Origin of the sequence: Flavobacterium sp. I-STPP5a (assembly GCF_009764685.1) — a bacterium.
Taxonomy (GTDB): domain Bacteria; phylum Bacteroidota; class Bacteroidia; order Flavobacteriales; family Flavobacteriaceae; genus Flavobacterium.
Genome location: NZ_VHLM01000010.1, coordinates 187,532 through 200,541 on the forward strand (window position 1 = coordinate 187,532; position 13,010 = coordinate 200,541).

At 33.4% G+C, this 13,010-nt stretch carries 13 protein-coding genes; 5 read left to right on the plus strand and 8 right to left on the minus strand.

Features of this window, described 5'->3' with window-relative positions:
• Positions 1–55: 55 nt before the first annotated feature.
• The 4 genes from FJV36_RS02255 to FJV36_RS02270 form a co-directional block, all read right to left on the minus strand.
• Positions 56–241 (minus strand): hypothetical protein, encoded by a 186-nt coding sequence (locus tag FJV36_RS02255; RefSeq protein WP_158730295.1) that lies wholly within the window; start codon positions 239–241, stop codon positions 56–58.
• 46 nt (positions 242–287) lie between these two features.
• A complete protein-coding gene (locus FJV36_RS02260; RefSeq protein ID WP_158730294.1) occupies positions 288–533 on the minus strand; it encodes a hypothetical protein in 246 nt (81 codons plus the stop codon).
• Between the two features lie 173 nt (positions 534–706).
• A complete protein-coding gene (locus FJV36_RS02265; RefSeq protein WP_158730293.1) occupies positions 707–1,510 on the minus strand; it encodes a LytTR family DNA-binding domain-containing protein in 804 nt (267 codons plus the stop codon).
• 916 nt (positions 1,511–2,426) lie between these two features.
• Positions 2,427–3,968, minus strand: coding sequence for a glycine--tRNA ligase (locus FJV36_RS02270; RefSeq protein ID WP_158730292.1), 1,542 nt, complete (start codon positions 3,966–3,968; stop codon positions 2,427–2,429).
• Positions 3,969–4,065: 97 nt separating this feature from the next.
• Here FJV36_RS02270 and FJV36_RS02275 point away from each other — a divergent pair, with 97 nt between their 5' ends.
• The 4 genes from FJV36_RS02275 (at position 4,066) to FJV36_RS02290 (ending at position 7,953) form a co-directional block, all read left to right on the plus strand.
• Positions 4,066–4,749 carry a ComF family protein gene (locus tag FJV36_RS02275; RefSeq protein ID WP_158730291.1) on the plus strand — a complete coding sequence of 228 codons (684 nt, stop codon included), beginning with the start codon at positions 4,066–4,068 and terminating at the stop codon, positions 4,747–4,749.
• 517 nt (positions 4,750–5,266) lie between these two features.
• Positions 5,267–6,670, plus strand: coding sequence for a hypothetical protein (locus FJV36_RS02280; RefSeq protein WP_158980818.1), 1,404 nt, complete (start codon positions 5,267–5,269; stop codon positions 6,668–6,670).
• Positions 6,642–7,058, plus strand: coding sequence for a hypothetical protein (locus FJV36_RS02285; protein ID WP_158730289.1), 417 nt, complete (start codon positions 6,642–6,644; stop codon positions 7,056–7,058). Before FJV36_RS02280 ends, FJV36_RS02285 begins: the two co-directional genes overlap by 29 nt.
• 286 nt (positions 7,059–7,344) lie before the next feature.
• Positions 7,345–7,953: a superoxide dismutase gene (locus tag FJV36_RS02290; RefSeq protein ID WP_158730288.1), complete on the plus strand. Its 609-nt coding sequence runs from the start codon at positions 7,345–7,347 to the stop codon at positions 7,951–7,953.
• A gap of 358 nt (positions 7,954–8,311) precedes the next feature.
• Here the strand turns inward: FJV36_RS02290 and FJV36_RS02295 are convergent, their stop codons facing one another.
• From FJV36_RS02295 to FJV36_RS02310, 4 genes are all read right to left on the minus strand, one after another.
• Positions 8,312–10,210, minus strand: a complete 1,899-nt coding sequence (locus tag FJV36_RS02295; RefSeq protein ID WP_158730287.1) for an amidophosphoribosyltransferase — start codon at positions 10,208–10,210, stop codon at positions 8,312–8,314.
• Between the two features lie 135 nt (positions 10,211–10,345).
• Positions 10,346–11,269, minus strand: coding sequence for a PfkB family carbohydrate kinase (locus tag FJV36_RS02300; RefSeq protein WP_086454298.1), 924 nt, complete (start codon positions 11,267–11,269; stop codon positions 10,346–10,348).
• 95 nt (positions 11,270–11,364) lie between these two features.
• Positions 11,365–11,844 (minus strand): ribonuclease HI, encoded by a 480-nt coding sequence (gene rnhA / locus FJV36_RS02305; protein ID WP_158730286.1) that lies wholly within the window; start codon positions 11,842–11,844, stop codon positions 11,365–11,367.
• Positions 11,845–11,849: 5 nt separating this feature from the next.
• Positions 11,850–12,419, minus strand: a complete 570-nt coding sequence (locus tag FJV36_RS02310; RefSeq protein ID WP_158730285.1) for a phosphoribosylglycinamide formyltransferase — start codon at positions 12,417–12,419, stop codon at positions 11,850–11,852.
• Between the two features lie 176 nt (positions 12,420–12,595).
• On the opposite strand from FJV36_RS02310, the gene FJV36_RS02315 reads away from it, so the two are divergent.
• Positions 12,596–12,832, plus strand: a complete 237-nt coding sequence (locus FJV36_RS02315) for an acyl carrier protein (protein WP_007137004.1) — start codon at positions 12,596–12,598, stop codon at positions 12,830–12,832.
• Positions 12,833–13,010: the final 178 nt, after the last annotated feature.

Genomic DNA, 13,010 nt, shown 5'->3' on the forward strand with positions numbered 1-13,010 from the left:
AAAAAAAAGCTGTCATGAATTTGACAGCTTTAATTAATTTTAACAGTAAAAGGAATTAATCATTTTTTTTATTTCCTCCTATTGATGTATTCCCACTAAGATCTCTTTTAAGTTTATCAATTTGGTATACTGTTCTTTTAGACTCTTTTTTAATTGTAGAAATAGATTTAGTTTTAAACGTAAAGGAAGTTAGCGCCAATATCATGAGCACAAATAAACTTGTAATAATTGTATTTTTCATAAATAAATATTAAAAATGATTTTTGTCAATCGTGCTTTATTTACAATTATAAACTATCCCACCAGTCAGAAATTTTGTCTAATAAAGTAGGTGATTGCCTAGGACGGTCATCATCTTTTTTATCGTTATTAACAGAACCATTACCACCATGTTCCAACTTCATCGTATTTAAATTCAAAATCTCGATTTGTCCGTTGTTATTACTTAATGGAGTAATATGTGCGTTTGATTCTACCGATGTAAGTGCCAATAGTAATGCGAATAATCCTAATGTTGTAATTGATTTTTTCATGATTTGGGGTTTTATATTTATATTATTTTAACTCTTTATAATGCTGATTAACAGCTTATCGTGAGGTAAAACTACTATACAAAAAGTAAACAACAACCAATAAAAATGGGTTAATGGTAGAACAAGTCTGTGTACGAGTGTACGGGTATGAAACTAGGGTAAAATGTAGGAATTTATATTTCTAAATAATTTCCATTAGCAAAATCAGTGATGATTTGGTCAACATTTACTTTGTACATTTTAGAATAAGGTATACGTGCGTTGGAGTTTTTTATGTAGCAAAGAGCATTCCCGCTATGAATTCTAGAAATGTAATTTCTGTTCACAATGTAACTTTTATGAATCCTCGTGAAGGGTTGAGACAAAACTGTTTCAAAGTATTTTAGGGTTTTAAAAGCCGTTATTAATTCCCCATTGTTCAAATGAATATCTGTAGAATTGTTATCTGCTTTGAGGAAACAGATGTCTTTTGCATCAATGTACCGGTAGTCACCGTATGATTTAATACACAACCGCAAGGATTGCACTTCAGGAACTGAACTTCCTTCTGGAAACAGTTGATGGTGAAATGTTGCAATCTCATTTGTAATTCCATCCTTTTCTACCTTTTTGTTCAATCTTAACAAAAATTTTACCATGGTGGAAGGCTCAACTGGTTTAACCAAATATTCTCTAACACCATATTGAAAAGAGTCATACGCTAGTTTTTTATCACGAGTAATAACTACAATAATGGGTAGTATTGGCAAATATTTGTAAAGACTATCTATAAAGTGCAATCCCAAATTAGAATTGTGGTCTATAGGATCTATCTCAATAAAAACGATCTCAGGTTTATTTTCTAATACAAGATCTAAGCCATTGGTGGCATTAAATGCCGAACCTAAGTAATGTAGTTCTGGAAAACCATCAGCAACGGCTTTGGTTTCCAAGAGACTTTCTGGGTCGTCATCTATAATTATGTATTTATATTGCATTGTAGTTTTTAAATTGTGTAATTCACTCTATTTCATGTTTTTCAACAAATAAAGAATACTGTTTTTATTGTAATTAAAATAACAATATAAATATACAATATTACCTTTTCGGTTCTAAAAAACTATGGAAATGAATTTTCTGTCTACCAAATCTACCTAGATTGAAGAATGAATATGTTGGTTAGTAGAAACAATTTAAAACCGAGTAACACTAATTTTTTTTAGCAATTTTAAATATCTAATGATGTCACATCTAAAAAAAGAATCAAAAACCATGAAGATATTTTTGCAGTAAAAATGATTTTAATTTAAATTCATCGGACTTTAATCAAAAAAATATTATGGGAAAAATGAGTGCTTGATTATCCTTATTCTACTGCTGTATAATGTTCAGCCACGAAAAAGAAATGCCAACCGTCTAGAAAAAAGAAATGCTATATTTTTAATAGCGGGTGTAGTAGAAATAACGTATGGAACGGCTGGTTACTAAGGATGCTGGTGTTGGTATATCTTTTCTTTATGGAAAATGAGAAGATGTTAGTTCTTTTTATTATGTAACACCATACAACCGTACTTATATTACAAAAAAAACCAGTTGTTGGATTTTTTATAGAAGGATTTGGTCTGATAAATTCTGAGGTAGAGACTTATTCCTTTAATGATGGTCAAAACTATAATCAACGAGATAAAAGACTTACTGCTGTTGCCTTAGGTTTTGTCCTTAAGGTTTGGTTTTGGTTCTAAATGGATTAACAATTGTGGCTTTGTCTTTGAAATCAATGCAGGAGTAGGGCAAAATTTATTTAACAATAACGTTTATGATCTTGTACCACGTGGTGGTATAACATTAGGCTACCGTTTCTAAGCAAAAAAGCTTCTCAATTGAGAAGCTTTCTTATGCTATAATAATCATGTATTACATTTTCATCAACCAATTTTTCATTGAAACTTCATTTTCAATAATGGCTTTTAAATCCGCAATAGCTACACGATCTTGTTTCATACTATCTCTATGACGTATAGTTACTGTTTGATCTTCAATAGTTTGATGATCTACGGTAATGCAAAATGGAGTTCCTAATGCGTCTTGTCTACGGTAACGTCTTCCTACTGCATCTTTTTCATCATACGATACACTGAAATCCCATTTCAAATCGTCAATAATTTGTCTAGCGATTTCTGGCAATCCATCTTTTTTAACTAATGGTAAAATAGCTGCTTTTGTAGGAGCAAGCACTGAAGGTAATTTAAGTACTGTTCTAGTAGATCCATCTTCAAGCGTTTCTTCTTTTAACGAAGTTGCAAAAACCGCCAAGAACATTCTATCTAATCCTACCGAAGTTTCTACCACATACGGCACGTAATTCTGATTCAATTCAGCATCAAAATACTGTAATTTTCTACCTGAAAATTGTTCATGCGCTTTCAAATCGAAATCAGTTCTAGAGTGAATTCCTTCTAATTCTTTGAATCCAAAAGGAAAATCAAATTCTATATCAGCAGCAGCATTAGCGTAATGTGCTAGTTTTTCGTGATCGTGAAAGCGGTATCTTTCTTTCCCTAAACCTAGAGATAAATGCCATTTTAGTCGGGCTTCTTTCCAAAACTCATAATGCTTCATTTCTTCGCCTGGACGCACAAAAAATTGCATCTCCATTTGTTCAAACTCACGCATACGAAAGATGAATTGTCTCGCTACGATTTCATTTCTAAACGCTTTACCGGTTTGTGCAATTCCAAAAGGAACTTTCATTCGTCCAGATTTTTGCACATTTAAAAAGTTTACAAAAATACCTTGAGCCGTTTCTGGACGCAAGTATAAATCCATTGCCGTATCTGCTGAGGCTCCTAGTTTAGTACCAAACATCAAGTTGAATTGACGCACTTCGGTCCAATTACGAGAACCAGATTCTGGACAAGCAATTTCTAACTCTTCTATCAAAGCCTTCACATCCTCAAGATCTCCGTTGCCTAATGAGCGACCCATTCTTTCTAGAATTTCTCTCTCTTTGGCTAAATATTCCACCACTCTCGCATTAGTTGTAATGAATTCTTGCTCATTGAAAGCATCTCCAAAACGAACTTTTGCTTTTTCGATTTCTTTTTTTGCCTTTACATTTAATTTTTCGGCATAATCCTCTATTAAAACATCGGCTCTGTATCTTCTTTTTGAATCTTTGTTGTCTATCAACGGGTCATTAAAAGCATCAACGTGACCTGAGGCTTTCCAGGTGGTAGGATGCATCAATATTGCAGCATCAAGGCCTACAATATTTTCGTTCATTTGCACCATTGCTTTCCACCAGTACTCGCGAATGTTCTTTTTTAATTCTACTCCGTTTTGTGCATAATCATAGACTGCACTTAAACCATCGTAAATTTCGCTTGACGGAAAAATAAATCCGTACTCTTTTGCATGCGAAATTACATTCTTAAATAAATCTTCTTGTTTTGCCATAGTACTGCAAAAATATAAAAAGTGAACATAAAAAAAAGAAAATTATGAGTCAATGGACCATTGATTTGTTTATTTTTATCAATAAATACCTGATTCTATGTTTGAAAGCTTTATAAATCTCTTTTTTCCAAAAGTTTGTTCAGGGTGCAATTCTTTTTTGGTTGCCAATGAATTAGTGATTTGTACCCTTTGCAGACACAACATTCCCTTGACAAATCATCATTTGATGGAAAACAATGAAGCGTTCAAAAAATTCTATGGACGAATTCCTGTAATTCATGCATCAGCTTTATTTTATTTTAGAAAAAAAGGCATTGTCCAGCAACTCATTCACAATTTAAAATACAAAGGTCATGAAAAAGTAGGAACACTTATTGGGGATTGGTATACTCATGAATTAAAAAAAGTTGAAGCTCTACAAGATGTAGATGCCATAATTCCGGTTCCTTTACACCCAAAGAAGCTTCGAGAAAGAGGTTATAATCAAGTTACTACTTTTGGGAAAGCACTTTCATCAAACTTAAAAATTAGTTACAACGATACTATTTTACACAGAAATATATACTCAAAAACACAATCAAAGAAAAATCTACTAGGCCGCACTGAGGGAATAGAAAGCGTGTTTGATGTTGTATTTGATGAAAAAGATCACAACAAACATTTTCTTATTGTAGATGATGTAATTACTACAGGCGCTACGCTTGAAGCCTGCTCTAGGGCATTGTTAAAAATTCCTGGAGCAAAGATAAGTATTGTTTGTATGGCTATGGCGCAAAGTTGAGTATTTCTAATTTTCAAAATTGTACAACTCCTTTAGTTCTAAATCTAGAGTTATGGTCAAATTAAAAACAACATGTAATAAGGTATTTATTTACCCTAGTTATAAAGCTGATTTGTATATTCAAAAAAAAAGCTGCCAGCATTTTTAATGATAAATCTTTTGACTATTTTATTAATTTTAACTGTTTACAGCACAAAGCAATAGTCTTTTTACTGGCGTCTTTTAGCATCAAAATTAACAATAGGTATAAAAAGAAAAAATCTTACAACATGATAGCTACAAATTAAAATAGGTTTCATAGCTTTGAGAAACCAAAAAATAAAAAACTGTGACACAAAAATTTAAAATGATTGCTTTAGGATTATTTCTGGCAACTGTTGTATCACCGTGTAGCGACATTGAATCCAACTCATAGGATGACACTATCTCTAGGGAACAAAAAGGAGTGGCTACGCAATTGGGCAGGAAATTAGAAAATCCTTATTCGGTAAAGAATATGAAAAAAGCGTTGGAGAACTTGAAAAAATCAAAATTAGGTGCTAAAATGGCTACCGAAGATTTAGAAATTGTTGCAACGCATTTATATATCAAATTTGCGCCAAAAACAGAGCAAGAATTGGATAATCTAACGGTAGATTCGACCCTTGTACTTTATGATTATCCATTAGATTATGAAATTCAACTTACTGGGGATTACTATCGTGATCCAGAAACCCCAGCAGACCAACCAACACCGCAATACTGCGCTGTAGAAGTAACTGATGATGTAGTCACGGATAATACTGTTGTTTATAATCCAGATGGATCAGTTGCAGAATCACGTACTGTTAAAACAATCATCCTAGAAGAACTTTTTATTCCTGATGTATATTATGCTCCTACTAGTCGAATTGGAAATAGTGAGAAGCCAGAGGCTACGATGCGAAAAATAAACGGCAAAATGGTCTCGGTAGCACTGATCGATGCATTAGTAGAAGAAGCACTAAGAATTACCAATAATCTTGGCATATCAAGCACCGCAAATATAACCGGTAAAACAATGAACAATAGTTGGCGACCCGCTGGCAGAATTAGAGTATGGGACGATTCTATGCAAACCTTTGTTGGCGTAGAAGGTGCTCAGGTGAGAGCCAGACGATGGTTTACCACTCATAGAGGATGGGTTGGTGCTGATGGGTTTTATTCCTGTGACGGCACTTTTAAAAGAGACGCTAATTATAGTATAGACTGGGATCGGTATGATTTTGCATTGCAAGACCACTGGCTCAACGGCGCTACATTCAATGGTCCAAAAAGAGAAGGCAATTGGGATCTAAACCTTCGAGACGATAAGCAAGAATATTACGCTACGATTTTTAGAGCAGCACACCATTATTACTATAAAGATATTAAAGGGCTTAGAAGACCTCCACAAAATTCATTTTGGAAAACAAAGATGAAAATTAAGGCTTTTTTAGAAAATGTTTCAGGCGATGGTAATTTGGGCACTCACAAAGAAGAAAGAAGATTTTTAGGTGCTCAAGTAAAGATTTATACTTATCAACGTGGAGCAGTGAGTACTTATTCCACGGTTATACATGAACTAGCACATGCCTCGCATTGGAATATGAATAGAAGTAGTTTCGATGACTCTGAATCTCGAATCAAAGAATCTTGGGCCGCTGGCGTTGAGTGGGAATTGACAAGAGTTGTTTATCCCAATTACAGCAGAGGCTATAATAACAGATATACAGGAGTAGTTGTGGATATGATTGATGTAGTAGGTGGTAATGATCAGGTAGAAGGATATACAATAAGACAAATCGAAGACGCTCTAAATGGTGAAAAGTCATGGATAAGTTGGAGAAATAACATTAAAAACAGATATAACAATGCTACAGAAAATAATTTGGATGCGTTATTTAATACTTGGGATTTTTAGTACATTGTTATTCGGATTAAATATATCTTGTTCTCAAGAAGAGAAGGATTGTTTAGTTATCTCCGAATTTGTATACATAAACAGTTCTAGTTATAGTTTAGAAACACCTATTGGTAAAATTTTGCCTAACTCTCAATTATCTGAAAAATATGATTATCTAGGTTCGTGTGCAGTGAAAGCAAATGATTATTTACCACCTTTTAGAGATATTCTAATAATTAAAGTAAATAATGACATGTGTAAAACATATAAAAGCATTTCATTAATCGAAGGAGAGGGCCCTTTAGTGATATCCAACTATAGGTATGAAAAAATTTCAGACAATAATTTTAAATTCACTTATATTTTTACTGAAAGTGAATTTAAAAAGCTGGAAATATGTAACTAAACGCTTTTACTAACCATGTAGATAAAAAACAGCAACCAAAGAGCCAAATTGTATGTTTGGTTCGTTGCTGTTGTTTAATATTAAAAGATAATGCAAATGCAAAACGTCTTGATAGGGTCAAGGTCTTGGTCGCAATGGAGGGACAATATCAAGAATAGCTGTAATAATCCCACTTAGCAGACTGTCAATTAATTTAATGAAATTATAACGAAATAGAATTTCCGTTTCCAAACTTTAATGTTTAAATTTGAATAATATATTAATTCACTTATAAAACAATTATATCATGGCTTTTGAATTACCACAATTACCTTATGCATACGATGCATTAGAACCACATATTGATGCTCGTACAATGGAAATCCACCATTCTAAGCACCACAATGCTTACACAACCAATTTGAATGCTGCCATTGCAGGAACAGATATGGAAGGTAAAACCATTGAAAATATTTTAATTAATCTGGATTTAAAAAACGCAGCTGTACGCAACAACGGTGGTGGATTTTACAACCATAACTTATTTTGGACTGTAATGACACCTAATGGTGGCGGTTTACCTACTGGTGATTTACTTGCTGCTATAGAAAGTGCTTTTGGAACTTTTGAAGAGTTCAAAGCTAGTTTTAGCAAAGCGGGTGCTACACAATTTGGTTCAGGATGGGCTTGGCTTTGTGTACAAAAAGGAGGGAAACTTGAGGTTTGCGGTACACCTAATCAAGACAATCCATTAATGCCAGGAGTAGGTTGTGGCGGAACTCCTATTTTGGCAATGGACGTTTGGGAACATGCTTACTACTTAAACTACCAAAACAGAAGACCTGATTATATTGAAGCATTTTTCAACGTAATCAATTGGACTGAAGTTTCAAGAAGATTTGCTTTAGAGAAATAATCTTTTAAGAGAATAGAATAAAGAACATAGAGAATAGACAAATGACTGAAAGGTTGTTTGTCTATTTTTTTTATTCTCAAAATTAACTTTCTATTCTCAAAATTTTATTCTAACAGAAAAAGACGAGCCAAATAACCTAATTTGCTCGTCTTTTCTCTTTATTCTCTGCTCTTTCTTCTTTCCTGACTTTATTCCAATAAAAAAGGTGGAATTGCTTCCACCCTTTTTGCCCCAAATCTACCATAAATTTAACCTACTAATATTATGGTGAAATAAAAATATACAATTAAAACCGATTAAACAAATAAAATAGATAAAAAACCTATAAAATCGATTAAAACCTCATTTAATCTATTTTTTAATAGGCGCGAGCATCTTTACCTTCATAAAAATTCATAAAAGCTCGGTTTACTACTCTGTTTCCTCCTGGGGTAGGATAATCTCCTGTAAAATACCAATCTCCTAAATTTTTTGGACATGCTATGTGCAAATCTTCAACTGTTTGGAAAATAATTTTTACGTCGGCTTTAATTTCTGGTGAGCTTAACATTTCTGCAATTTTATCTGAAATCTCTTGAGCTTCAAAAGGAGCGTATACAGCCGTTACATAATTTACAACATCATTATCTTGATAATTTTCTTGTGTTTTACATTTAGCATATACCTCATCTACAATATGATATAAATTCCTTTCCTTGAGTAATTCAAGCGCTGCTCTAAAAGCTACTAATCCCTCTAGTTTAGCCATATCAATGCCATAGCAATCAGGATAACGTATTTGTGGAGCCGATGAAACAATTACAATACGTTTTGGATTCAAACGATCCATCATTTTGATGATGCTCATTTTTAAGGTAGTACCTCTTACAATACTATCGTCAATAATAACTAAATTATCTGTAGGCTTGATTACACCATACGTTACATCATATACATGCGCTACAAGATCATCACGACTACTATCCTCAGTAATAAAAGTTCTTAATTTTGCATCTTTTATAGCTACTTTCTCGGTACGTATTTTAACCGAAAGCAACTCTTGTAATGTTTCCTTGGTTAAGGTATTTCTATTTTCAAGGATGAAATTGTTTTTTCTTTGATTTAAGAAATCTTGAGCGGCCTCTACTAATCCGTAAAAGGAAGTTTCAGCTGTATTAGGTATGTATGAAAAAACGGTATTGTCAGTATCCTCATCTATAGATTTTAAAACTGCGGGCAAGATTAATCTCCCTAAGGTTTTACGTTCTTGGTAAATTTCGGCATCGCTACCTCTTGAAAAATAAATTCGTTCAAAAGAACATGCTTTTTTAACCGTTGGCGGTAAAATTTCTTTCATAGAAATCGTACCGTTTTTTTTAATGATTAGTGCGTTTCCTGGTTCAATTTCTTGCACCGATTCAAAAGGAACATTAAAAACGGTTTGGATAACTGGTCGTTCTGATGCTACCACCACAATTTCATCATCTTGATAAAAATAAGCAGGTCTAATTCCGGCAGGATCTCTAAATACAAAAGAATCACCGTGACCTAATAGTCCAGCCATGGCGTATCCTCCATCTAAATTTTTAGCTGCGCGTGCTAAAATCTTTGCTACATCTAATCGTTCCGCAATTACAGGTGATGCTTCTCTCTTGCTCAATCCTTCGTTTTTGCAATCTTGATACAAATCTGTAACTGCATTATCTAGAAAATGTCCTATTTTTTCCATGACGGTCACAGTATCAGCCATTTCTTTTGGATGCTGTCCTAGATCTATTAAATTTTGAAAAAGCTCTTTAACATTAGTCATATTAAAGTTTCCTGCTAAGATCAAGTTACGGTGCATCCAGTTGTTTTGACGTAAAAAGGGGTGAACACTTTCAATACTATTTTTACCAAAAGTTCCATAACGCACATGTCCTAAAAACAATTCACCTAAATATGGTAATTTTTGTTTTTGTAAAGCTACATCATCAGCATACTCAGGGTGTGCTGCCATTTCTTCGTTTATCCTGTCGTTTATTTGTGCAAAGACATCTTGTATAGGCTGTGCATGATTTGATCGTACGCGGCTGATGTACCGTTCACCAGGTTCTACATCTAGTTTTATACTTGCAAAACCAGCGCCATCTTGACCGCGATTGTGTTGCTTTTCCATTAAGAGATACATTTTTTGGATTCCGTAAAATGCGGTTCCATATTTCTCTTTATAATATTCAAGCGGTTTTAATAATCTTATTAAAGCTATTCCACATTCATGTTGTAAAGCATCGCTCATTGTAGTGTAATTTGTTGTGTTGTTGTGTTATTCTAAAAAAAATAGTAGGTAATTTTTACTTTTAATACGGTAATACTTAAAATTTTAGACTACCGTTTTTAAACAAAAAAACCCCGTTTCCGAGGTTTTAAGATATTATAATTCTATGTCAAATTGTGTTAGCGATTTGAATTGCTTTAATCGAGACACTACTTCAGCTTTTTCTAAAGTAAGCATTCTCTCGGTACCAAATTTTTCTACACAAAAAGAAGCTAAGTTAGAACCTTGAATGATAGCGTTTTTCATATTCTCAAAAGAGATGTTTTCGCTTTGAGTCAAGTAACCTGCAAATCCTCCTGCAAAAGTATCTCCTGCCCCTGTTGGGTCAAACACTTCTTCTAGTGGTAATGCTGGAGCAAAGAAAACTTCTTTATCATGAAAAAGAAGTGCGCCATGCTCTCCTTTTTTAATTACCACATATTTAGGACCCATGGTGTGAATTTTGGCAGCAGCCTTAACAAGAGAATATTCTCCAGAAAGTTGTCTAGCCTCTTCATCATTGATAGTGATTACATCAACGCGTTTGATTACGTCTAACAATTCAGGTAGAGCACAATCCATCCAAAAATTCATCGTGTCTAGCACTACTAATTTAGGTTGAGTTTCCATTTGATCTAAAACACTGCTTTGTACCAATGGGTGTAAGTTCCCTAGCATTACAATCTCAGCATTTTTATAATCTTGTGGTACTTTTGGTTGAAAATCAGCCAAAACATTTAATTGTGTATCTAGTGTATCTCTTGAGTTTAAGTCATTGTGGTAACGACCACTCCAGAAGAATGTTTTACCACCTTGTACTACTTCTAATCCAGAGATATCAATATTTCTTGAAGTTAATAAATCTAAATATTCTTGAGGAAAATCATCTCCAACTACAGAGACAATGGCTGATTGCACATTAAAAAAAGAAGCAGACAAACCAATATATGTTCCTGCACCACCTAAAATTTTATCAGTTTTCCCAAATGGAGTTTCAATAGCGTCAAAAGCTACTGTTCCAACAATCAATAATTTATTCATTATATACGTTTCAAATTAAGGGGCAAAGATAGTTTATAAGTTGTAAAGTTGCAAAGCGCAAGACATGTAAAGTTTTGCTAATTTAAACAACATATTTACAACAATTTGGCTTCTTCTTTTTCATAAAAAGCATCCACAGAAAGTTGTTTTTGCATGGATGCCATAACGGCTAATTCATCGCACCTTTCGTTTTGAGCATGATTGTTATGCCCTTTGATCCATTTAAAATCGACTTTGTGTTTGCGGTATACTAGTAAAAACCGTTTCCATAAATCAGTATTTTTTCTGTCAACGAAACCTTTTTTTTCCCAGCCTAAAACCCATTTTTTTTCTACAGAATCTACTACATATTTAGAATCCGAAACTACTAATACTCTCGTATTGGGATTTTTTAATTTTTCAAGTCCTACAATTACGCCTAGTAATTCCATTCTATTATTCGTAGTTCGCCTAAAGCCTTCATAAAATTCTTTTTTATACGGTTTTCCTATCCATTCCATTACCACTCCATAGCCGCCATTTCCTGGGTTACCCTTGGCAGCACCATCTGTATATATGTGTACATCGTGTTCCATTACAATTATAAACTTTGGTTTAAAATGCGCTCTATAATAATTGGGAAAAATTCTTGCTCTAGTTCATGTATCTTTTCGGCGATTGTTGGAACCGTATCTACCGCAGATAATGCAACACTTTGCTGTGAAATTATAGCACCTTCATCGTAATTCTCATTCACATAGTGTATCGTGATTCCTGTTTCTAATTCCTTATTATCAAGAACTGCTTGGTGCACATGCATTCCATACATTCCTTTTCCGCCATATTTAGGTAATAATGCGGGGTGAATGTTTATGATTTTATTAGGGAAGGCATTAATGATATTTGAAGGAAATTGGAGTAAAAAACCAGCTAAAACAATCAAATCTGGTTGGAGAGCTTGAATTTTTTGTAGTACTTCATTTTCAAATAATTGTGATTTGGTAAAAATCTCTATTGGTAAATTGTATTTTTGAACCTTCGTAATCACACCCGCTTTAGGATTATTTGTAAACACTGCAACAACAGCTGCTGAGCTTGTTTTTTTGAAATATTGGATAATATTTTCAGCATTTGTACCCGATCCGGAGGCAAAAATCACGATTTTTTTCATAATTACATTCTATTTGAAGCCACAAAAAAAAGCATAATAATTGAAAATAAATAACATTGTGACACCTTTGTCAAAATATATTTCATAAATTAGATGTCACATTTATTAACTAAATAGTTGTTTTAAAATAAAGTTTTTTATTTTTGCCAACAAATTAAATTCTAAAATTAAAGATTATGTCAGACATTGCATCAAGAGTAAAAGCGATTATCGTAGACAAATTAGGCGTTGACGAAAACGAAGTTGTAACAGAAGCAAGCTTCACTAATGATTTAGGAGCTGACTCATTAGACACTGTTGAGCTTATTATGGAATTCGAAAAAGAATTTGATATCCAAATTCCAGACGATCAAGCAGAAAACATCGCTACTGTAGGTCAAGCAATCTCTTACATCGAGGAAGCTAAAAAATAATAAATCAAACACCCGCTTGCATTCATGTGAACGGGTGTTATTATTTTTTAAAAATATTAAATTCAAGATTGAACTCCAATCCAAAAGATATTATTATATTACCCATAGCTATTTTGTAGTATTTCATACTGTATCAGCATGGGTTTTATTTGTTTAAAGATAACATAACAAAGAATTT

Bases quoted from the DNA above. Each gene is read 5' to 3' on its own strand.
- FJV36_RS02255 (WP_158730295.1), bottom strand. From the start codon at position 241: ATGAAAAATACAATTATTACAAGTTTATTTGTGCTCATGATATTGGCG.
- FJV36_RS02260 (WP_158730294.1), bottom strand. From the start codon at position 533: ATGAAAAAATCAATTACAACATTAGGATTATTCGCATTACTATTGGCA.
- FJV36_RS02265 (WP_158730293.1), bottom strand. From the start codon at position 1,510: ATGCAATATAAATACATAATTATAGATGACGACCCAGAAAGTCTCTTG.
- FJV36_RS02270 (WP_158730292.1), bottom strand. From the start codon at position 3,968: ATGGCAAAACAAGAAGATTTATTTAAGAATGTAATTTCGCATGCAAAA.
- FJV36_RS02275 (WP_158730291.1), top strand. From the start codon at position 4,066: ATGTTTGAAAGCTTTATAAATCTCTTTTTTCCAAAAGTTTGTTCAGGG.
- FJV36_RS02285 (WP_158730289.1), top strand. From the start codon at position 6,642: ATGCGTTATTTAATACTTGGGATTTTTAGTACATTGTTATTCGGATTA.
- FJV36_RS02290 (WP_158730288.1), top strand. From the start codon at position 7,345: ATGGCTTTTGAATTACCACAATTACCTTATGCATACGATGCATTAGAA.
- FJV36_RS02295 (WP_158730287.1), bottom strand. From the start codon at position 10,210: ATGAGCGATGCTTTACAACATGAATGTGGAATAGCTTTAATAAGATTA.
- FJV36_RS02300 (WP_086454298.1), bottom strand. From the start codon at position 11,269: ATGAATAAATTATTGATTGTTGGAACAGTAGCTTTTGACGCTATTGAA.
- rnhA (WP_158730286.1), bottom strand. From the start codon at position 11,844: ATGGAACACGATGTACACATATATACAGATGGTGCTGCCAAGGGTAAC.
- FJV36_RS02310 (WP_158730285.1), bottom strand. From the start codon at position 12,419: ATGAAAAAAATCGTGATTTTTGCCTCCGGATCGGGTACAAATGCTGAA.
- FJV36_RS02315 (WP_007137004.1), top strand. From the start codon at position 12,596: ATGTCAGACATTGCATCAAGAGTAAAAGCGATTATCGTAGACAAATTA.